Source organism: Bacillus sp. KS1 (assembly GCF_020075515.1).
Taxonomy (GTDB): domain Bacteria; phylum Bacillota; class Bacilli; order Bacillales; family Bacillaceae; genus Bacillus; species Bacillus velezensis.
Window position 1 is genome coordinate 673,829 of sequence record NZ_JACAWW010000004.1, and the last position, 21,804, is coordinate 695,632.

19 protein-coding genes and 1 pseudogene are annotated in these 21,804 nt (G+C 45.6%); 1 reads left to right on the plus strand and 19 read right to left on the minus strand.

All coding sequences use genetic code 11. From position 1 onward, the window contains the following. Positions 1-9: 9 nt before the first annotated feature. The 6 genes from HWY38_RS03810 to HWY38_RS03835 all read right to left on the minus strand — a co-directional run bounded on the left by HWY38_RS03810 (position 10) and on the right by HWY38_RS03835 (position 6,095). Complete coding sequence (locus HWY38_RS03810; RefSeq protein WP_007407671.1) at positions 10-1,191, minus strand: MFS transporter; 1,182 nt, start codon at positions 1,189-1,191, stop codon at positions 10-12. Then, positions 1,188-2,606, minus strand: coding sequence for an acetyl-CoA carboxylase biotin carboxylase subunit family protein (locus HWY38_RS03815; protein WP_224181289.1), 1,419 nt, complete (start codon positions 2,604-2,606; stop codon positions 1,188-1,190). The genes HWY38_RS03810 and HWY38_RS03815 overlap by 4 nt, the downstream gene beginning before the upstream one ends. A 17-nt stretch (positions 2,607-2,623) precedes the next feature. Next, the gene (gene bacC, locus HWY38_RS03820; protein WP_044802445.1) at positions 2,624-3,385 is read right to left on the minus strand and encodes a dihydroanticapsin 7-dehydrogenase; all 762 of its coding nucleotides are present in this window, start codon (positions 3,383-3,385) and stop codon (positions 2,624-2,626) included. Then, the gene (locus HWY38_RS03825) at positions 3,382-4,092 is read right to left on the minus strand and encodes a cupin domain-containing protein (RefSeq protein ID WP_003151000.1); all 711 of its coding nucleotides are present in this window, start codon (positions 4,090-4,092) and stop codon (positions 3,382-3,384) included. The genes bacC and HWY38_RS03825 overlap by 4 nt, the downstream gene beginning before the upstream one ends. After that, positions 4,082-4,696 carry a bacilysin biosynthesis protein BacA gene (locus HWY38_RS03830; RefSeq protein ID WP_003150997.1) on the minus strand — a complete coding sequence of 205 codons (615 nt, stop codon included), beginning with the start codon at positions 4,694-4,696 and terminating at the stop codon, positions 4,082-4,084. Before HWY38_RS03830 ends, HWY38_RS03825 begins: the two co-directional genes overlap by 11 nt. A gap of 160 nt (positions 4,697-4,856) precedes the next feature. Beyond that, on the minus strand, positions 4,857-6,095 hold the full coding sequence (locus tag HWY38_RS03835) for an MFS transporter (protein ID WP_224181290.1): 1,239 nt from the start codon (positions 6,093-6,095) through the stop codon (positions 4,857-4,859). A 222-nt stretch (positions 6,096-6,317) separates the two neighbouring features. On the opposite strand from HWY38_RS03835, the gene HWY38_RS03840 reads away from it, so the two are divergent. Then, a complete protein-coding gene (locus tag HWY38_RS03840) occupies positions 6,318-7,520 on the plus strand; it encodes a multidrug effflux MFS transporter (protein ID WP_224181291.1) in 1,203 nt (400 codons plus the stop codon). Positions 7,521-7,552: 32 nt separating this feature from the next. On the opposite strand, the gene HWY38_RS03845 is transcribed toward HWY38_RS03840, so the two are convergent. From HWY38_RS03845 to HWY38_RS03905, 13 genes and pseudogenes are all read right to left on the minus strand, one after another. After that, entirely contained in the window at positions 7,553-8,971 is a 1,419-nt protein-coding gene (locus HWY38_RS03845; RefSeq protein WP_224181292.1) for an amino acid permease, read from the minus strand. A gap of 24 nt (positions 8,972-8,995) precedes the next feature. Continuing rightward, positions 8,996-10,678, minus strand: coding sequence for a M20 family metallopeptidase (locus HWY38_RS03850; RefSeq protein ID WP_224181293.1), 1,683 nt, complete (start codon positions 10,676-10,678; stop codon positions 8,996-8,998). A gap of 71 nt (positions 10,679-10,749) precedes the next feature. Further along, positions 10,750-12,297: an L-glutamate gamma-semialdehyde dehydrogenase gene (gene pruA, locus HWY38_RS03855; protein WP_003150992.1), complete on the minus strand. Its 1,548-nt coding sequence runs from the start codon at positions 12,295-12,297 to the stop codon at positions 10,750-10,752. Positions 12,298-12,504: 207 nt separating this feature from the next. Continuing rightward, entirely contained in the window at positions 12,505-13,791 is a 1,287-nt protein-coding gene (locus tag HWY38_RS03860; RefSeq protein WP_003150991.1) for a Glu/Leu/Phe/Val family dehydrogenase, read from the minus strand. Positions 13,792-14,024: 233 nt separating this feature from the next. Beyond that, positions 14,025-14,960 carry a sensor histidine kinase gene (locus HWY38_RS03865; RefSeq protein WP_025649398.1) on the minus strand — a complete coding sequence of 312 codons (936 nt, stop codon included), beginning with the start codon at positions 14,958-14,960 and terminating at the stop codon, positions 14,025-14,027. Position 14,961: 1 nt separating this feature from the next. Further along, positions 14,962-15,660 (minus strand): response regulator transcription factor, encoded by a 699-nt coding sequence (locus HWY38_RS03870; RefSeq protein WP_224181294.1) that lies wholly within the window; start codon positions 15,658-15,660, stop codon positions 14,962-14,964. 191 nt (positions 15,661-15,851) lie between these two features. Beyond that, positions 15,852-16,713 (minus strand): annotated as a pseudogene (locus HWY38_RS03875) (DUF4097 family beta strand repeat-containing protein). A gap of 20 nt (positions 16,714-16,733) precedes the next feature. Continuing rightward, entirely contained in the window at positions 16,734-17,438 is a 705-nt protein-coding gene (locus HWY38_RS03880; protein WP_224181295.1) for an ABC transporter permease, read from the minus strand. Between the two features lie 64 nt (positions 17,439-17,502). Continuing rightward, positions 17,503-18,429 (minus strand): ABC transporter ATP-binding protein, encoded by a 927-nt coding sequence (locus tag HWY38_RS03885; protein ID WP_088461961.1) that lies wholly within the window; start codon positions 18,427-18,429, stop codon positions 17,503-17,505. A 351-nt stretch (positions 18,430-18,780) separates the two neighbouring features. After that, positions 18,781-19,236 carry a dTDP-4-dehydrorhamnose 3,5-epimerase family protein gene (locus HWY38_RS03890; protein WP_003150986.1) on the minus strand — a complete coding sequence of 152 codons (456 nt, stop codon included), beginning with the start codon at positions 19,234-19,236 and terminating at the stop codon, positions 18,781-18,783. Then, a complete protein-coding gene (gene rfbD / locus HWY38_RS03895) occupies positions 19,233-20,081 on the minus strand; it encodes a dTDP-4-dehydrorhamnose reductase (protein ID WP_224181296.1) in 849 nt (282 codons plus the stop codon). Before rfbD ends, HWY38_RS03890 begins: the two co-directional genes overlap by 4 nt. 20 nt (positions 20,082-20,101) lie before the next feature. After that, positions 20,102-21,049: a dTDP-glucose 4,6-dehydratase gene (gene rfbB / locus HWY38_RS03900; RefSeq protein ID WP_224181297.1), complete on the minus strand. Its 948-nt coding sequence runs from the start codon at positions 21,047-21,049 to the stop codon at positions 20,102-20,104. 2 nt (positions 21,050-21,051) lie between these two features. Next, positions 21,052-21,789, minus strand: a complete 738-nt coding sequence (locus tag HWY38_RS03905) for a sugar phosphate nucleotidyltransferase (RefSeq protein WP_003150981.1) — start codon at positions 21,787-21,789, stop codon at positions 21,052-21,054. Between the last annotated feature and the right edge of the window lie 15 nt (positions 21,790-21,804).

The window sequence follows — 21,804 nt, forward strand, 5'->3', positions numbered from 1 at the left end:
AAAGGCTCCTTATAAATGAATTTGCTCTGATTCGTTATTCCGTTCTGAAAAGGATTTATTGACCAGTTTTGTATGCAGAAACAGCCCGCTGACCAAAAGGACGATAAACGCCATGATGACTGCCGCGTCTACAATGTTGATCAGCATGGAACCGACGGCGATGCACAATCCGATGGATGCCTCCGCCACCGAAAAGATCCGGCCCTGAATCTGGTTCGCCGCGTTCTCCTGAACTTTGACCTTTGCCAGCACTTCACCGTATTCCATTGCGATAAAGAAAAGAATGGCGGCAATGACTGACACGGCGAAAATCGGGGTAAACAAAAACAGCGCAAGCGAGACGATCGATAACACTGTAAAATACATCAGCCCTTTATTGTTGTTAAAGCCCCATTTGCTGACAAGAGCGGCGCCGATAAAGCCGCCGAAGCCGATACAGAACGTCAGGATGAAATTGCCGATTTCCCCGTCGCCTAAAAAGCGGCTGACAATCGGGAAATAGCTGTAGACGACACCCCACAAAAGCGCCATCGTAATCATCGTGAACATGGCGTTTAACACAAAAGCATTTGTTTTGATTTCCTTCAGGCCTTCTTTAAACGACTGAAAAGCTTCTCTCACGTTTTCTGACTGAATCGGCACGTATTGAAGCTTAATGCGGCTGATGAAAAACGCGGAGACAAGATAGGTCACCCCGTTAAACGCGACGGCAAGCTCCACAGAACCGCCTAACAGAAAAAGTCCGCCGGCTGCAGCGCCGACAATAATCGAAATCGTCGTGGCTTTTGCAAACAAAGTGTTGATATTTTTAATATCAGCTTCTAAAGACGACATGACCGCGAGACGTGCCGGGTTAAAAAACACGCCGCTTCCATAAGAAACAAACAGCAGCGCCAGAAAAAGCAGCGGATATTCGCCTTTCGGGAGAAATGTCAGCCCCAAAAAGATGACACCTCTGATCACATCCGTCCACAGCATGATTTTCACCCTGTCGAGCCGGTCCACGAGCACGCCTAAAAACGGCTGAAACACCATCGGAATACTGCGGACCGCGATGACGCCGGACGTCACCCAGTAGTCGTGATAGTATGTAGACAAAATGAGCAGGGCCGGGAGAACGCAATAGTCTCCCATAAACGAAAGCGCCTGCCCGAAAAGCAAATACTTAGAGTTCGGTTTCAGCTGTTTCATACCGGTAACGCATACTTTGCAGTCAGCTTCGCCTGCTGCTGAATTTGTTTGATTGATTCGGCCACGTCACCCGAATTGCTTCCTTTCAGCTCAAACGCCGCAATGCTGTTGAACGCTTCGAACAGCCGCAGATCCACGGATGTACCCGCTTCGGCCGCTGAGAAAGAAACGATTTCGGTGTCTCCCTTTAAGACGCCGTCGGGAATGTCAATGCTTTCAATGACGAAATCGACAGCCGTCTCAGGCAGCTGGCCGTTCTCTTTGAAATGCTGAGGATACAAGTGGCAGTCGGCGACATAGCATGGCTCCCGCTCCAATAATCCTTTCGGCAGATCGGCATCTTTTCCGAAACAGAGAACATCCAATAACAGCTGCGCCATATCGACGCCGAAGACCTTTTTAATATTCGGTATCATGTTCCAGCCCGCAAATCGTGCCGCTGATTCAATCAGTCCGGCTTCCCGGTTTTTCATTAATTTTATTTCTGTATGTGTTGCGCAGTTTTCGAGGCCGAGTCCTTCATTCGCCTTTTTGGCTGCTTCGACGATTTTCCGCTTCGCGTCATCATCCAGGATGGACGGCGTAATATGCGATGTCTCCGTGAATCCGATTTGCGGTGTTTTATCATGAATCGCGACAGGGAAGTATTCTCCGTCGGCCATGATGCCTTCTATGCTGATATAGTCGGAATAACCGCTTGTTTCGTACCAGTCGTCATACTCGCCCTGCAAAAATTCTTCCGCGATAAACGGCGCTTCAAACGTGACCGCTTTCGGTACGTTAATCGACTTCAGATATTCATTGACTCTGTTAAACTCGGCTTCGGCCGTTTCCATCTCTTTGATAAGCGTCACGCCGATGGAGCTCGCCAGATATGTAGGCTTCAGAATGAGCGGCGTTCCGATTTCCTGAAGCGCGGCGCGGAAATCTTCCAGCGTCGTCACCCGTTTGTTTTTGATGGACTTGACGCCGGCCCGGTTGAAGGCGGCTCTCATTTTGTTTTTATCTCTGGCATTTTCAGCGGCCTGTACGCCCGCTCCCCGCAGGCCGAGACGTTCACACGCTTTTGCCATCGGAGCGATAAACAGTTCATTGTTGGTCGTAATGGCGTCAACCGCGAACATGCCGGCCACCTTGACGATTTCTTCGACTACTTCTTCCTCAGGTTTATCATGATCTTCATGAGCCCAGTAAATCGAATCGGGATGCTCAAAATCAGCCAGACTCTTAAAATAGTCTTTATCTTTAATGACCGCAATCGAGTATTTTTCAATTAATGCCGCATGAGAGGCTGTAATTGCAAAAGGCCTTGGAATAAAGCTGACCAGGTTATATTTTTCAGCAGCGCTTTTATAAAACATGTGCGGCGGGCAGCCTCCAAGATCAGCAATGACCAATACTGTTTTTCTCTCCATATGTAAACACTCCTTCTCTATTGTGCGGTGTATCCACCGTCTGCGGTGATCGCGCTTCCGGTCATATAGCTTGATAAATCCGACGCGAGAAACAGCATGACGTTCGCTATTTCTTCAGGCTTGCCGAGTCTCAGCAGCGGATTGACTTTCGCTTTTTCTTTTTTGATTTCTTCAAGCGTGCCTTCGTTGTTTTCAAGGAACGACTTTTCATTCAAAGGTGTGTCAATGATTCCCGGGCACACGCAATTGACGCGGATGTTGTGTTTGGCGTAATCGACGGCCATCGAACGCGTCAGCTGCAATACGCCGCCTTTAGAGGCGTTATATGCGGGAATGTCGGGCCATGCAACGACTCCTCCGACGGAGCACGTGTTAATGATATTGCCCTTGCCGCTTTTGAGCATATACTTGAGCGCGTGCTTGCTCATAAGAAACATGCCCGTCAGATTGACGTTGAGCACCTTGTTCCAATCGCTCAGCTCCATCTCATGAATCGGCGCGACAATTTCGATGCCGGCGTTATTGATTAACACGTCCAATCCGCCGAACTTGTCCGCCGCTGACCGGATGGCGTTTTGACATGCCGGTTCATCTGTAATATCCGTCCGGACAAAGTGCAGCCTGTCATTGTTTTCTTTCCGGATCATCGCTTCTCCCTGCGCCTCATCAATATCCGCGACGACCACATTCGCCTGCTGATTCAGAAACGCCTGAACCGCGGCATAACCGATGCCTGATGCGCCCCCTGTGATGAGGACGGTTTTATCCGTCAGGTTCATGACTCTTTCGCCTCTAATTTTTTCGCTTTTGCTCTGTTATAGCGCGGAGGGAAAAAGATATTGACTGATTTTGAATCTTTTTCAAATCTGTTGATGGCGCCGTGATCTTCTCTCGGATCGCAGAAATAAGCTGTGCCGAATGTCATATCCACTTTGCAGCCTTCAATGGTCATATCATAGCCGCCGCCGATGCAGATGCCGATCTGTTCATTGCGGTGTTTATGGAACGGCATTTCTCCCCCGTTGCCCGGAATGTTGGCAAGCATGATTTCCACCCAGTCTTCCACGAAGAACGTGACTTCCATCCCAGGCAATAAGTCTCTAGTTTTAAAAATATTCAAAAAATAGTCCTCGGGGCTTGTGTAGGTTTCACCGGCTTTCAGGCGTTTAATATCAATGGCGATCACTTCTTGATCTGTCTCATTTCTTGCGCCGTGAGGCACGTTAGGAGGCGCGATATAGGCTGATTCCAGCGCTGTCATCTTTCTTGTGACATCTCCGACAGTCATGGACAGCTCGCCGGAAACGACAAGGCCGATTTGGACTTCCTTATGCTGATGCGGTTCCACGTTTGTATGCGGCGGAACGTAAGAAAGCAGAACTTCCGTATCTCCTCTGACAGACGAATATTGTCTTACTCCGTTATCCCATTCTATTAATTTAGGCGTCGGGAAATAAAGTTCCTGCAAATCTTGTTCAGTTTTCATCATGAATCTCTCCTTTTCCGAATAATGACCAGCTCATGGGAATGCTTTTAAATGTTTTGACAAAGTGAAGGCCGTACTTTTGTCTGGCCAGCTCATTTGTCAGCGCGATGTCGGACAAACCGTCCTTCACTCTTTTCGCGGCTGCGCTCGTCGAGTTCACCAGATCAAACGTGACATCTTTACGGGTAAAATACTTAATCAAATTGATAGGAGACGGGTGGGATACGATGACAGTCTTATCAAGCATGTCATCCGTATATTCAAAACCGGGCCGGACAGCCAGGCCGTACATCGGGGTGTCGCACCTGAAAATTTGCAGAAGCTGCAGATCCGGTCTCATGTAGAAGTGCTTAATGCCGTCATACGCGTGAGGCACAATTGTGTATTCCAGCGGACTTTGAAGCGTTTTTTCAATGCACGATTCAAATGTATCATGCAGTGATAATTTGCTGTTCACCCCTTGGAGAAGGGTAAAATTGGTGATGAAGTTTTTTGCTGCGTACTCACTGCTTGTCCCTTCAGGACCGAGCGTGTTGATCGTAATCAGTTTAGATATTGAATAAGCCTTGCTTTTTGTTTGAATGCTATTATCCAATATAATCATGAGCACCAACCAATCTGTTAAATTTTAAGTAAATATTATCCATAGAAGTTCGAGCTGTCAATATTATTTGAAAATATTGATAATTATTCCTATATATTAGAAAACACCTTAAGATATAAGGTGTTAAAAATTACATTTATAAAATTATAGAAACTTTATTTTACCGATACAATGATTGGTCGGCCTGATGCTCATATTTCCCATACCTTCTGTATGCGAAAACGCTGAGGACAAAGCCGATGAGGGTGACGGCCGCACAAATAAATCCGACAGCTGCATATCCGTATCCGACATAGACCGGACCCATGACAGCAGAACCCAAGGTGACGGCCAAATTGGACGCCAGACTGTAAAATGCCATGATTTTGCCCCGGCGGCTCTGTGAGCAATCACTTAAAATGGTGCTGAGCAAAGTCACCGTCAGGCTTTGCATCAATCCCCAGACGAATAACCCGATGACCAAAAACGGCATTGAAGACGGCGCATAGGCGAGACAGGAAAGCCATATGCTGATCACGGCCAATGCCGCGATCAAAGCGCGCATTTTCCCCGCCTTATCTGCGATTTTTCCGGTGAACACGCTCATGGAAAAACCGATTCCGTACACCATGATCAGCAGCCCTGAAGCTGTATTTCCCCCCGGCAGCACGCGGTGAAGATAGGTGCCGAGAAAGGAATACATGCCGTAAAAACCAATCATGTTGCAAAAAGTGATCGTGAGGTATACAGGGACACGCGGCACCTTCAGCGCATCCCGGAAAGTGCCTGCCTGCCGTCCGTTTTCCTCTTCTGTTTTATCCCCATCCGCCGTGCTGCGGCGCGCCTCAATGAAAATGAGCGAAGCAACGAGGACAGACATCAGGGCGAAAATCCAAAACGTCCACCGCCAATTCAAAACGCCGCCGATAAAAGAGCCGATCGGAACGCCGAAAATCAAAGCGAGCGACCAGCTTGACACGATCAGACCCATCACCTTGCCGCGGTACGCATAAGGCACACGGTCGCCGACCACCGCATAAGCTGTCGGCACAAACGCACCCGCCGCAAGCCCGGAAAGCGCCCTGCCCAGAAAGAAGAAAAAGAGATTGTGCGCCAGCGCGCAGATCACCGTGCCGGCCGTAAATATAAGCAGCCCCGCCATCAGGCTGAGCTCCCGGGAATATTTATCTCCCAGCGGAACGAGAAGCGGCGCCCCGATAAAAATCATCAATCCGTAAATACTGATGGAAAGCGCCAGCACACTGACATCCGAGCTGAAACTCTGCGCTAAATCCGGAAGCAGCGGAGAAATCACCAGCTCTTCAGAACCGGCGGCAAATACGCCTAATGTCAAAGCAAGCGCGAGACAGATCGGAAATCGGCGTTTCGTTTCGATGTGATCGGTTTGTTTGCTGTTCATGCTCTTTGAACACCTCTTCCGTAAAACTTTTCTACCTTTTGTTGTTTTATAGTTTAGCATCCTTATATTTCATTTTACATTTCACATGAAAACTAATTCTAATTTTTTATTTACATTCAGATTTTAAATAAAATATTTAGTTTTTATTCAATAAATGATATAAAATACGCCGTCCGGTTATGCTATAGTGATAGAATCATTTGTTAAGGTGGGGGTCATGGAATGAATAACGCTGATTCAAAGGCCGCCCGCGCAGGCCTCGGCATGGTACTGATTCTCGGGACGCTCGCTTCATTCGGGCCGCTTTCGCTCGATATGTATCTGCCCGCTTTGCCTGAAGTGGCGGCCGATCTTCATACGACAGCGTCACTTGCGCAGCTGAGCCTGACGTTTTGTCTTTTGGGGCTGGCGGTCGGGCAGATCGTTGTCGGGCCGCTCAGTGATATGATCGGGCGCCGGAAGCCGCTCATTCTGTCATTGCTGCTTTATACGCTGTCTTCTTTATTATGCGCCTTCAGCCCTTCTGTTTCGTTTTTAATTGTTATGAGGTTTATTCAAGGATTCACCGGGGCGGCCGGAATCGTCATCGCACGGGCTTCCGCGCGCGATATGTATTCCGGAAAAGAATTAACGGCTTTTTTCTCATTACTGATGCTCGTCAATGGGGCGGCGCCGATTTTAGCGCCGATTACAGGGGGATTTATCCTTCAGTTTGCCGGCTGGAAAATCGTATTTGTCGTGCTGGCGGTGATCGGCTGTATCATTTCCGCCGCTGTGCTTACGGCGTTGCCTGAATCACTCCCGCCGGAAAAGCGGACAAGCGGCGGACTCCGGGAGACGCTGATGACGTTTCGCGGCCTGCTTGGCGACCGGATGTTTATGGGATTTGCGCTCAGCCAGGCATTTGTGATGACCGGCATGTTCGCATATATTGCCGGGTCGCCGTTTGTACTGCAAAACATCTACGGCGTATCGGCGCAAATGTTCAGCCTGCTGTTCGCCGTAAACGGTGCGGGAATCATATGCGCCACCCAAATCACCGGACGGATGGCCAAAACACATGATGAACGGAAGCTGTTTGTCTCCGGGCTGTTGATCGCCGTCATCGGAAGCATCGCTTTGCTTTTATCACTTGCGTTTGGTTTAGGCCTGACGGCGGTCTGCATTTCTTTATTCATCATTGTTTCTTCTGTCGGGATCGTCACGACGACGGGATTTTCTCTGGCTATGCAGAAACAGGAGAAAGGCGCGGGAAGCGCTGCGGCTCTTCTCGGACTCCTGCCCTTTATCGGCGGTGCGGCTGCCGCTCCCCTTGTCGGTATTGCCGGAGAAGAAAATGCCTGGCCGATGGCCGTCAGCATTTTCGGTTTTGAGTTCTGTGCCGTTCTATCCTATGTGCTGTCGGCCAAACGGAAAACAAAGTAAAGCCCGCCGCTTTTTGCGGAGGGCTTCTTTTCTTATCCGGCAGCGCCTTTTCCCGAAGAAACCGGCTCACGCTTCAGGCGTTTTTTGATACCGAAGTGATAATACGCGTAACAGATGATCATCAGCGGGACGCCGCAGTACAGACCGATACGCTGGTCGGGGATAAAGATGAGACTGATCAAGATAAGCCCGTAAACCGAAAATCCGAGAATCGGCACGATCGGATAAAGCGGCGTTTTAAATGCCAGGTCTTTCAGATTTCCTCCTTCAGCGAGAAAACGCCTCCGGAAAACGAATTGTGAAGCGCAGATTGACATCCACGCGACGACGGTAATCATACCGGAGATGGAAATGAGCCACACATACACCGTTTCAGCCGCGAATACACTTGTCAGCAGGGATAAACCGGAGATGGCGATGGTGATGGAAAGAGCTTTCAGAGGCACGCCTTTTTTCGTCAGTTTCGTTAAGGAAGCGGGACCCATCTTAGTTTTTGATAGGGACCACATCATTCTGGACGAAGCGTACAGCCCGGAATTCGCCACCGACAGCATGGCGGTCAGAATGACAAAGTTCATGATATCAGCCGCATAGGGAACGCCGATTTTATCCAGCACAGCCACAAACGGGCTTTCGATGACGCCTGCCGTTTGGTACGGCAAAATGGATACGAGAACAAACATCGCCAGCACGAAGAAAAACAGCGTCCGCCATATGACGTTTCGGATTGAGCGGGGAAGCGTCTTTTCCGGATTTTCGCTTTCTCCCGAGGCGATTCCGACCAGCTCGGTACCCTGAAATGAAAAATTCACCATGACAAGGGTAAACAGCACGGCTTGGGCACCGTTCGGAAAAAGCCCTTTGTCCGTCGTAAAGTTTGACAGATACGGAGCCGTCTGCCCGCCGTTAAAACCGACAAAGCCGAATACCGCAGCGCAGCCGAGAATAATAAACAATACAATGGCCATGACCTTAATGCTGGAAAACCAAAATTCCATTTCCGCAAAACTCCGCGCAGACAGCGCGTTAATGGAAAAAATGACGACGCCGAATACAAGGCACCACACCCAAATCGGAACGGCCGGAAACCACCGCTGCATTAAAATCCCCGCCGACGTCAGTTCAAGCCCCACTGTATTGGCCCAGCTGAATGCGTACATCCACCCGATCGTAAACCCCGTCGACGGCCCGAGAAACTTTGCGGCATACGCCTGAAATGATCCTGCGACCGGCATGGCGACCGCGAGCTCCCCCAAACAAAGCATCACCAGATACATTAAAAATCCGCCGATCACATAAGCCAATATCGCGCCGATCGGTCCTGCTTCACTGATCGTAAAACCGGAGCCCAGAAAAAGCCCCGTCCCGATCACACCGCCGAGGGCGATCATAAACAAATGCCGGCCCTTCATCGTGCGCTGTAATTCAGTTTGATTGGTATCTCCCTGCATATACATCCCCCTTATTCCGTTATGTCAGCCATTTGTGCGTATGTCTAATCGGCAGCTGTGCAAAAGGTGCATTGTCGTCTGCTTAATGAGCTCCGGCAGCACATGGAATGTGTACGGCTTGTACACGCGTTCCGTCCATTTATGGCCGTCTTTTCCGTATACCCCTATATTGACCGACGGAATATTCAATTCCCTGATTTCTTTAAAAGGAATCGTCCCGATGACATCCCAGCCCGGAAAATTATCGGTAAAGGCGGAGACCTCCTCGTCTGTTTCATGCAGCGATAAAAAGCTTCCGTCCGCTAAATAAGGGAAAAACTTTTTAAAGACGAATGTTTCTCCGGTTGATGCCGCTGTTTTATCGACCGCTTCTTGAATGACATGCTGCAAAAGCCGGTCACGTGTGCTCTCTTCTTTCAGATAATTGTGCGGAAGGTAAGGCGGCGCATAGAAAATAATGACCTTGGCTCCCTGCTCAGGATCGAGTTTTTGCAGTTCCTCGACGGCTTTAAAGCATCTCATCCGCAGTTCAAGATGTTCATATGTTTTAAATGTCTGCTCGATACACTGTGCAGGGTCTATCCCGCGGTTTCTCAGCCTTTTCAGGTAATCTTCCAGACTGTACACTTGAACGTTCCATGACATCTCTTTTTTCGGCAGGCTCGTTCTCTCGCAGTATTCGTCATAATAATCAGATAATTTTTGCTCTGTCTCTCTGCAGGCTTCGTCAGCCACGGCGGTCAGCTGATCCATGACTTCTTTGGCGGTTTTCTCGTAAATAAAATAATTAAAATAGACATAGCTGCTGACGGCGGTCTGCACGTTATACACTTCCTTATTGTCACGCTGGTACAGGCAGGTCGGCGGAAGCACAAGCTCCCCTTCAATGTTTTCCGCCATATGAATATTGTTGTGAATTCTTCTGGTGATTTCTGATGCGATCAAATTCGGGTCGATGCCGGACAGCGTATCACCGACATGCACCTCCCGCCCGTAAATCGCAAAGCAAGGCAAAAGCTTCCCTGCCGCGCCCGTGTAGATGTACCTTGTCGTGTCACCCTCATACAGCGGCGTGATAAAATCGTTATTAATCGCTGCTAAATAACGAAGCTGCTTTTCTTGTTTCAGACGTTTTAATTCAGAAATGCTGGTTAAAATGCCGGAATGCTGGCTTTCTTCATCCGGGTTTGCCATGAACAGAATATGGCCCGGCAGCTGATCGCGCCGTTCAGAAAAGTGAAGCAGATTGGCGAGATGAACGGCAATACCGCTCTGCATATCAACCGAACCCCTTCCGAACATCCACTCGCCTGAGCGGGCGTCCCGCTGCACATCCCGATCAAATTCATAGTTTGAGAAATATTCCGCAAGACGGTCGGAATCAAAAGCGATATCTTTTAAAGGGCCGAAATCCTCGATGCCGACCGTATCAAGATGAGCGTGATAAATGACCGTATTCAGGCTTTCTCCGTTCCCCTCAATAAATGCGAAAATATTTTTGCGGCCGTAAGGGTCCTCAGGAATCGCCTGCTCCCACACATGTGACGGATTCTCCTGAAAGTAGGGAAAGCTCTTGATCATATCTTTGATATAGTCGGCTTTTTTTCCTTCTCCCAATGTGCCGTTGATGCTGTTTAACGCCACCAGTGATTTCGTAATGGCTTCTATTTTCTCCTCCGGAAGCATTTTGCTGAGCTGCTGATACATGTTCCATCCTCCTTACCTTCATATAGAGAAAATAGCGCGACTCTCTTTTTCATCGCGCTATTTCCGAAAGATTAATAGGCTTCAGATGTTGTTTTTGCCTGCATATGAAGAATCAGATAGTCAGGTCCTCCGGCTTTTGAATCGGTTCCTGACATATTGAAGCCGCCGAACGGCTGGTATCCGACAATCGCTCCCGTACAGCCGCGGTTGAAGTATAGATTCCCGACGTGAAAATCTTCGCGGGCGCGTTCAATGTGCGCGCGGGTTTTCGATAACAGAGCGCCCGTCAGTCCGTAATCGGTATTATTGGCAATCTCAAGCATATGGTCGAAATCACGGGCTTTTGAGATCGCGACGACCGGCCCGAAAATTTCCTCCTGCATCAGGCGGGCGTTTTCATCAACATCCGCAAAAATGGTCGGCTGAATAAAGTATCCTTTTGAATCATCACCTTCGCCTCCCGTCAGGAGTTTTCCTTCTGTTTTGCCGATTTCGATATAACTCATGACTTTATTATAAGATGCTTCGTGGATGACTGGCCCCATGTATGTATCAAAATCTTCCGGACTTCCGACGGTGAGTGATTTTGTTAAAGCGACGGCTTTTTCAACAACTTCATCATAGACGTCCTGATGAATGACCGCACGGGAACCGGCTGAACATTTTTGGCCTGAGAATCCGAAGGCGGAATACACGATTGAGGAAGCGGCAAGATCAAGATCAGCATCTCTGTCTACAAGCACCGTATCTTTCCCTCCCATTTCGGCGATGACCCGTTTCAGCCACTTTTGGCCCGGCTGTACTTTTGCGGCGCGTTCATAGATGCGGCATCCGACCGCGCGGGAGCCTGTAAACGACACAAATCTCGTCTTCGGATGCTCAACCAGATAGTCGCCGATTTCTCCTCCGTCGCCCGGTATGAATTGGAGCACGCCGTCCGGCAGGCCCGCTTCTTTCATCACTTCAACAAATTTGGCCGCCACGACAGGCGCCGCATCCGCCGGTTTCAGCAGTATCGTGTTGCCTGTTACGATGGCTGCCGCCGCCGTTCCCGCCATGATCGCAAGCGGGAAGTTGAATGGAGAAATGACGATTCCCACCCCAAGCGGCTCATAGTGATACTGATTATATTCTCCGTCACGGCTCTTTACAGGGGAACCGTCTTTCAGTTTCAGCATCTGACGGGCGTAATACTCTAAAAAATCGATCGCTTCCGCCGTATCAGCATCCGCTTCCTTCCACGGTTTTCCCGCTTCTTTCACTAGATACGCGGAGAATTCGTGCTTTCTTCTGCGGATGATCGCCGCCGCTTTAAACAGCACATTCGCGCGGTGTTCCGGCCGTACTTTTTTCCATGTCTGAAATGCCTGCAGCGCAGCCTGCATGGCCTTTTCCGCAAGTTCTTTTCCGGCGGCCGATACAGAACCGATCACTTCTTTTTTATCTGCCGGATTGACGGAAATGATCTTTTTATCCGTTTCAATCGCTTCACCGTTGATGATAAGCGGATAATGCTTGCCGAGCTGTGAATTCACATAAGCCAGCGCTTCCTGAAACGATTGTTTATTTGTCTCTTCCTGAAAATTTGTAAATGGTTCGTGTGCGTATGAAACTGTCATTAGAATTCCTCCCCGTATTTTGTAATGTGTGCTCACGCTTTATGAAGATGCAAGAAGCATACCAGCATAGCAATTTGTGATAAAAATAAGAAAATCTTTGCCGAAAGCGGACGAAGCTTGTCCGAATCTGTCAGCTGCAATCTGAAAACGCAAAGAAATTTTGCGATCCGTTATATAACTGATGCAAAATCTCTTTGCGGATAACACTTATACCCAGCCGCGGAACCGGGCCGCTTCAGCCGACTTTCTGATGCCCGTCATATAGGCGGCTAAACGCATATCGACTTTGTGGGTATGCGCTGTCTGATAAATGGATTCAAACGAATTCACCATGACGCTGCGCAGTTTTCCGGCGACTTCCTCCTCAGACCAGTAAAAGCCTTGATTATTTTGCACCCATTCAAAATAAGACACCGTCACGCCGCCGGCGCTTGCCAAAATATCCGGCACGAGAAGCACGCCTCTTTCATTCAGGATTTTCGTGGCGTCTATCGTTGTCGGGCCGTTCGCCGCCTCCACAATGATTGAAGCTTTAATGTGATGGGCGTTTTCAGCCGTAATCTGATTGGAGATTGCGGCAGGCACGAGAATATCACAGTCCTTTTCCAGCAGCTCCCGGTTCGTTATGACATCCGAGAAGAGATTCGTCACCGTGCCGAAGCTGTCCCGCTTATCCAGCAGGTAATCAATGTCAAGGCCGTCAGGGTCATACAAAGCGCCGTGGGCGTCTGAGATGCCGATCACCTTGGCACCGGCGTCATGCATAAATTTAGCGAGAAAGCTCCCCGCATTTCCGAACCCCTGAATGATGATCCGTGCATTTTCCAATGGAATCCCTTTTTTCTTAACGGCTTCCTCAATACAAATCGTGACACCTTGCGCGGTCGCCGTCTCCCGCCCCTGTGAACCGCCGAGAACGATCGGTTTGCCCGTAATGAATCCCGGTGAATCAAATTCTCTCAGGCGGCTGTATTCGTCCATCATCCATGCCATAATCTGTGAGTTGGTATATACGTCGGGAGCCGGAATATCCTTTGTCGGACCGACGATCTGGCTGATCGCACGCACATATCCGCGGCTCAGCCGTTCCAGCTCTCCGAATGACATCGTCCGCGGATCACAGATGATGCCGCCTTTTCCGCCCCCGTAAGGAAGATTTGTGATGCCGCATTTTAAAGTCATCCAGATGGAAAGCGCCTTGACCTCTTCTTCACTGACTTCCGGATGAAACCGCACGCCCCCTTTTGTCGGGCCGACTGCGTCATTATGCTGTGAGCGGTAGCCCGTGAAAACCTGTACTGAGCCATTGTCCATTTTGACAGGGATGCGGACGGTTAAAAGCCTCATCGGCTCTTTCATCAGTTCATACATATTGTCAGGATAGCCCAGTTTGCGCAGGGCTTCTTTTATGATCGATTGTGTTGACAAGAACAAATTAAGAACTTCTTTTTCTTCATCTTTCTGATTGCTTTTAGAAAGCGGGTTGGCTGACATGTTTTATCACCTCATCGTATTTTACGTGTAAGCTTCAATTACCGGCAGAACAAAATGTAAGCGCTTTTACACCAAAACCCATCAATCCCTTTCACATTGTCGTTACGCCCCTTTTTATATGCAAGATTCATGCCAGACTTTCGCGTATAAAAAAAAAGAGACTGTTGTCAGCCTCTCAGATTAAAGAGAAAGGGGATTTGAAGACGTATACAGAAGAAACCTTACTGCTTTTATTAAAATTTAATACGTCTTAAACGTACAGAAAACGTTGTTTCTTTGAAGGGGACACTATTTAGAGATATACTTCCTTCCATTTGCTCTACTAATCTCTTAGTAATCGTCAGCCCCAATCCGCTTCCCTGATAATTGGTATTTCTCGAGTCCTCCAATGTGTACATTCGTTCAAAGACACGGTCTTTATGCATTTCATTTATTCCTTTTCCTTTATCTGATATTTCTACAAAAACATCATTATCAGTTATTCTGATCTTTAAACCCACCATCTTACCATCGGAACCATATTGAATTGCATTCGTAATTAAATTATTCAGAACCCTCTCAATTGCATCTTCATCTCCGCTAACAAAGACAGAATCATCGGGTATATCAATCACTACTTCAAATTCTTTGCTGATTAAAATTTCGTAGTAATCCAAAATTATTTTTCGGCTGACTTCACATATGTCAATTCGTGAAGAATTTAATTTTTTATCTCCTGACTCTAATTTTACAAGTTCAAAAAAACGGTTTATTAACGCTAATACCTCGACCGTTTTTAAATTAACTGTTTTTAGTAAACTCATAACCTTTTCCGAAGTCAGACTTTTATCGTTATTTATCATTTCAATATAACCTAGTATAACTGTTAAAGGCGTCTTTAAATCGTGTGAAATATTTGATAACATTTTTCGCATGGACAGTTCAATACTATTGCAGTTCCCTTTGATCTTTTGATTATGGTCTAAAAGACGGTTTATTTGAATTAACAAGGATTTTATATATTTATCTTCCGTGTTAAGCAATAATCTTTCGCCTGTCTCTTCATTAACAACTTTTCGAAGTTTATTTCTTATATATTTAATCTCAGTCCTTAGATTTAATCGGCTTCGGAAAAGAAATATATTTACTGCCGCAGAGCATATGAATAAAATAACCAACATATAAAACAATTTAAAAATCTCCCAACTTATAACCGATTCCCCACAAAGTTTTTATGTACATTGGATGAGATGGATCGTCCTCAATTTTCTCTCTAAGCCGTCTAATATGAACATTAATTACATTCTCATCTCCATGATACTCATCTTCCCATACGGATTTATAAAGTTGAGACTTAGTATATACTTGTGAAGGATTAGAAATAAAGAGTTTTAAAATATTAAATTCTTTTGCCGTGAGATTAATCTTTTCATTGAATTTTTTAACAGAAAAGCCATGCAGGTCAACACTTAAATCACCTATTTTAATGATTTTTTCTTCCTTTGAAGACAGGGAGCTCTTATAGTGTCTTTCTCTTCTAATGGTTGCTTTAATTCTGGCTACTACCTCCAGCATAGAAAAAGGTTTAGAAATATAATCATCAGCCCCGAGGCCGAGACCAAGTGCCTTATCTACATCTTCATCTTTTGCAGACATGATAAGAACGGGAACCATACTTTTGGACCGAATCATTCTTAAACATTCCATCCCATCTATCTTCGGAAGCATTAAATCCAACAATATAACCTCAAACTTTTGGGTGTTCAATATGTCTAAAGCTTCTTCACCATCAAAAGCTGCTGTTACTTCAAACCCTTCTTTCGTTAAGCTTTCGCTTACCATATCGCTTATGAATTGGTCGTCTTCTACAATTAATATTTTGTAACCCAAGCTTTCCGCTCCTTAAATATAAAACTGATATTCTTAATTCACTGTTTATTTCAATCATTATACAGATAATTAATCTCATTATAATTATTTTTTATACAAAAGGAGATAAATATTCCAAAACATTTTAAATACAAACAAATAAGACAACCATTCTTCAATAGCGGGAATTGTTGTCTTGTGTTTTTCTCTTTTTATCTCACCTTTATCGAACCATCTTCACTAGATAGACTTACTTTATTACTTCCCGCGCCAATTTCACCTTTTTTCAGTTTTACGCCATCATGGCTCTTATTAAGCCCATCTAGATCAAACGTTACATCAGAATTACTCTGAGCAAAAACAGCAAGTGAAGTTGGCGCTTTTTTATAAGATACACCTATATCTCCTGATTTCGTATTTTAAAGATTTTCCTTCTGTTATGTCCTTGATTGAAACCGCTCCATCTTTAGAAGTAACCTTTATATTGGAACTATGTATTTCCTTCATCTCGTTATCGCCGCTTGCAGATGTTATATTTAATTTCTCAAAAGAACTATTTTCAACGCTTAACGCCCCATCCTTGGATGAAAACTTTCCAGTATGAGCCGAAACATTATTGATTTTTTCATCACCGGAATGATTATCAACGACAATATTTTCAGCTGAAATTTCACTTAATTGTATATTCCCATCTTTATTGGTTATTTCAATATTGTTCATACCTGAATCGGGAACATTAATATAGATTGTGCCGCCCTGCTTCCCAAAAGTAAATCCATCCAAAAAGCCGCCATTCTTTTGTTCTTTTTGACTAACGACCAAATCCCCCCCATCTCCTTGAAATGTAACTGGAGCTTTATCTTTCTGCTTCCCCTCCGCAGATATTGTTACCTTATTTGAATTACTCTTTTTAAGCTTCACATCCCATGAGTCAGTATATACTTTTAAAGTATCAATTTTTTCAACATTGCAGGACACGTTCTTTTTAAAGTTTTTAGTATCTGTCTTATAAAGGCTTAAAACAATTCCGCTGATTACGATTAACACTGCACATGATGCTATAACCTTCTTCATTGTATAATTTCTCCTTTTATCTACAATAAATCTTTCTGATCCACCTTACGGTAAGAAAGATAACCCACTAAAAAACCAAATAAACAAAGTATAATTGGAATGATAATAAATTGACTTAAACTGACTGTTTCTCCTCCGTCGGAAACTGTTGCATTGATAAAGACCCCGATTATGACAGCCCAAGTGATTGTAGCAGAAGTTGATTTTTTTCTCATGCCGAAAAATAAAGGAATCAGACTCACTCCTCCCATCATAAAAGCGGTGAGAAGAGCCGATGGCATAGCAGAAATAACTTCACTCATTTCAACAGGCTTCTCGAATAAATATAAGTGCGGACTCACGAAGAGAATTAACAAGTTAATAACAAACGTAGCAATAACAATACTTACAAAGCAGAATAGGAAGACAATAGATAGTTTAGCTTGCATTAATTTTTTTCTTTGTAAAGGATAAGTAAACAGCAATTGTATTGTTTTATTTTTATATTCATCAATAACTAAACGGGATAAAATCACAGCAGAAAAACTAATAAACACAATTCTAATTAAAATATTAGTTAGAGATATAAAATCTGGATAATCACGAAACATAAGTTCATTTTCATTTTTAGATTCCCATCCCATAAAAGCTGCTAAGGCAAAGATGATGAATATCCAAAGTGCCACCCATTTAAAATACTGTGATAAGTGATGTTTTTTGTACTCTAATTTCATAAGTTTTAACATGCTAATAGCCTCCAGCAGAAGAATTTAAGACAATGCAAATAGGTGCATAACACAGACGGGCAATCTATTTAGTGTGTATTCCCTCCCCATTCATAGAATTTAAGAAGTATTCTTCTAAAGAACTGTGTTTTTTATTTATACTTTCTATACCAATGTCATTCAGAATAAGTGCTTTAGAGATTTCTTGTTGTGTAACTGCTGTTTCATAGATACGAATTAATTGTTGATCAATCATTTTAAAATTTCTTATCCCCAGATTTTGCTCTAAAATATATAACGCTTTTTTTATATTTTGGACTTTTACCTCTATATACTCTGTTTGTTTTCCGTTTATACTCTTCATAGAAACTTCTTTTATTAACTTCCCATTCTGTATGATACCAACAGTATCTGACATTTGTTCCATTTCGGCTAAAATGTGACTGGAGACTAATAATGTAATTCCATATTCTCTGCAAAGTAACTTAAAGAGATCCCTCAACTCTTTTATACCTATTGGATCCAGGCCATTAATCGGCTCGTCTAAAATGAGAAGTTCTGGTCTTGTAGAAATAGCTCTGGCTATTCCTAACCTTTGTTTCATTCCTAAAGAAAACTCTTTCACTTTTTTATTATCAATATTATGTAACTTTACAAGCTCGATAGCGTGGTCAATGGATTTTTTATCGTAATAGCCCATATATTCACAATGGAAATCTAAATTTTCTTTAGCAGTGAGGTTGTCATAGAAAATGGGATATTCAATAATGGTGCCCATTCTTTTTAAAACTTCAAATGACGTATCTGTTAATTTCTCACCGAAAATTTCTATTTCACCACTTGTAGGCTTGATTAAATTTGTAATCATTTTCATAATGGTTGTTTTACCTGCACCATTGGGACCCAAGAATCCATAAATCTCCCCTTTTTTCACGTGCATATTAACCCCGGAAACAACTTCTTTTCCTTTAAATGTTTTTGTAAGCTGACTCGTTTTTAAGATGTATGTCATTCGCTTTCCCCTTTCCATCATATACTCCTACTATATAAAGGAAAGTTCTCTTTTCTCTTAAGCAAATATTACTTTTTTCTTAAGATTTTTCTAATTAAATCCTATCCCCATTCTATAAATCATTTTTTGTTTTTTTAGGATGAATGATGTCCATAGGAGAAGAAAGGGAGGATCTCTTAAATTTCAGGTCCCTAACTGACCGCCATCTTCCAAGACATTTTTGATGAAATTGTCCTTCAGGCCAGCAATCATGATATAGTGGGCGGTCGTATCTTATTCACTGGCTCCATTCACAGCAAATGCCAACATCAGCACAAAAAACGAAGACATCCGCTGTCTTCGTCTTGTGCGCTATCGGTGAGCCGTCTGCCAGTCAAATCCGATGGTGTCATCATTCCACGGAATTCTTTTTTCGTCAGGCTGATCCGGATTGTAGGACATCGTCGTGAAATAAATAATGGTCAGCGGGGTTTCACCCAGTACTCTGTACCCGTGTGCGACGCCTTTGGGAATGAGAAGGAGCATCGGATTGTCTTCTCCCATGTAGTAGACATCCGTTTCTCCCTTGGTTGCCGACTCTTCGCGAAGGTCATGGAGCACGACCTGGGCGTGGCCCGTCGGGAAAAACCACAGGTCATCCTGTTTCTCATGATAGTGAAACGCTTTAATGACGCCGGGATAGCTTTTGGACCAGGAAGCCTGCCCGAAACGCTCTAAGAGATGTTCATCGTCACGGACGAGTTCTGAGAAAAAACCCCGGTCATCGCTGTGTTTGATCAACTTTTTGATTTTTACGCCTTCGATCACTTGCACTGTCCCTCCCTTTGTAAATAATCCTGCAGCGCTTCCCGCCAATGCCTCATGCCGAGCCCCTGCCGTTCAATCGATTCAAGACTCAACACCGAATAAGCGGGGCGCGGCGTCTCATTTCCGTATTCCTCCGTCGTGACGGGCAGCACGGAGGCGGTTCTGCCGCTTTCTTCAAAAACAGCCTTGGCAAATTCGTACCAGCTGCACACTCCGCTGTTTGCGGCGTGGTATAAGCCCGGCGGCCTGTCAAACAGACCGATCACCGTTTCGGCTAAATCTTTTGTATACGTCGGCGCTCCGACTTGATCGTTAACGACACGCACCTGATCATGTGTATCCGCAAGCTTCAGCATCGTATTGACAAAGTTGTGCCCGCCGCTGCCGTACACCCACGATGTTCTGATAATGGTGTGGTTTTTTCCAGTCAACCGGATCAATTCTTCGCCGAGTTTTTTGCTTTTTCCGTAAATCGTGCCCGGATCTGCGGGATCATCGGTCTGGTATGGCCGTGTTCCTTTGCCGCTGAAGACGTAATCGGTGCTGATGTGAATGAATTTCGCGCCGGTGTTTTCAGCCTCAAGCGCGGCATAATAAGCGCCGATTCCGTTTATTAAATACGCTTTGTCGAGTTCCGTTTCACATTTGTCAACGGAGGTGTATGCCGCCGTATTGACGACGATATCCGGCTTGTAATGGCTGAACGAGTGCCGCACCGAACGCTGGTCGGATATGTTCATCATCGCTTTTGTCAAGGCGATCACTTCATACCCTTCCCGCTTCAGCTGGCGGCATAACTCCCGCCCCAGCTGGCCGGCCGCTCCGGTTACTAATACCTTCGTCAATCGGATCCCCTTCTTTCCGATTAGTCTTGGCTGTCTGTATACCAGCGAATGGTTCTTCTCATTCCTTCTTCAAATGTGACGTCCTGCCGCCATCCCAGCTCATTTTTCAGCTTTGAAGCATTGATGGCGTAACGGCGGTCATGCCCTTTTCTGTCTTCGACATGAGCAAACCGTTCCTCGACACCGAGCTCCTTCATGATAAATGACGCAAGCTCTTTATTCGTCCGTTCATTTCCTCCGCCGATATTGTAAATGTCACCGTGTGTTCCTTTTTCCAGCACGAGCTTAATGGCGCGGCAATGATCCTCGGCAAACAGCCAGTCTCTGATCTGCATCCCGTCGCCGTACAGCGGAACCGGCGTGCCGTTTACGGCATGCCTGATAATGGTCGGAATCATTTTCTCGTGATGCTGGTACGGCCCGTAATTGTTGCTGCATCTTGTAATGATGGCAGGAAGCTTATGGGTTCTCACATAAGACATGACGAGCAGGTCTGAGCTTGCCTTGCTGGCCGAATACGGATTGTTCGGAGAAAGCGGCGTCGTCTCTGTAAAAGCGGGATCATCCGGCGCCAAATCTCCGTACACCTCATCTGTGGAAATGTGAATCAGCCTGCCGGCTTTTCCCTGTAACACTGCGTCCGCCAGTCGGTATGTGCCCATTACATTTGTTGTGATGAACGGCTCTGCCTGATTTATGCTTCTGTCCACATGGGATTCAGCCGCAAAATGAATGACAGCGTCATACATTTGGGAAAAGACTTTGTCAATGTCCTCTTTTTTAGAAATGTCACCTTTGATAAAACGAAAACGGCCGTTCTTTTTTAAGGCTTCTATTTCAAGCGGCCTGCTTGCATACGTGAGATTATCCAGGACGGTAATCTGCGCATCCGTTTCTTTCAGCATCATCTTTGTAAAGGTAAGGCCGATAAATCCGGCGCCCCCTGTAATTAAATATGATTTTGGCATGATTAATGCTCCTGTCCTTTCTGTAATGCCTGATGCGCCAGGCTTCCGGCGAGGTAGAGCGATTCATGCGTGCCCGCATCCACCCACCAGCCCGTTAACACATCATACGTCAGCTCACTGTGTTCAATGTATAAATTATTGACATCCGTAATTTCCAGTTCGCCGCGTTTTGAAGGGGAAATTTGTTCAATATAAGAAAACACTTCTGCGTCGTACATGTAGATCCCTGTGACGCATAGTCTTGTCGGTGGCTGCTCCGGCTTTTCAATGATCGACTTGATCCGTTTGTTTTCCTCATCAATCTCGGCGATGCCGAAGCGCTCCGGATCGTCTACTTCTTTCAGCAGCACTTTTGCTCCTTTTCCCTGCTTTGCGAAACGCTCCGTATAAGGTTTTAATGAATCTTCAAAAATATTATCTCCCAAAAGCAGAACGAACGGATCGCGCCCGGTAAACCGCTTTGCGTATGATAAACCGTCGGAAATGCCGGATGCGGCTGGCTGAACCTGATATGTGATTGAGACGCCGAGCTCTTCTCCGGTTTCGAGAAGTTTATGAAATTGCGGAATATATTCTTTTTGCGTAATCAGCAAGATATCTGTAATCCCCGCTTCTTCCAGCTTCATGATCGACCAGTAAATCATCGGATATGGACCGACAGGGAGTAAATGCTTATTGACCGCTTTTGTCAGCGGCATAAGGCGTGAGCCGGTGCCTCCGGCTAAGATAACACCTTTCACATGAACACTTCCTTA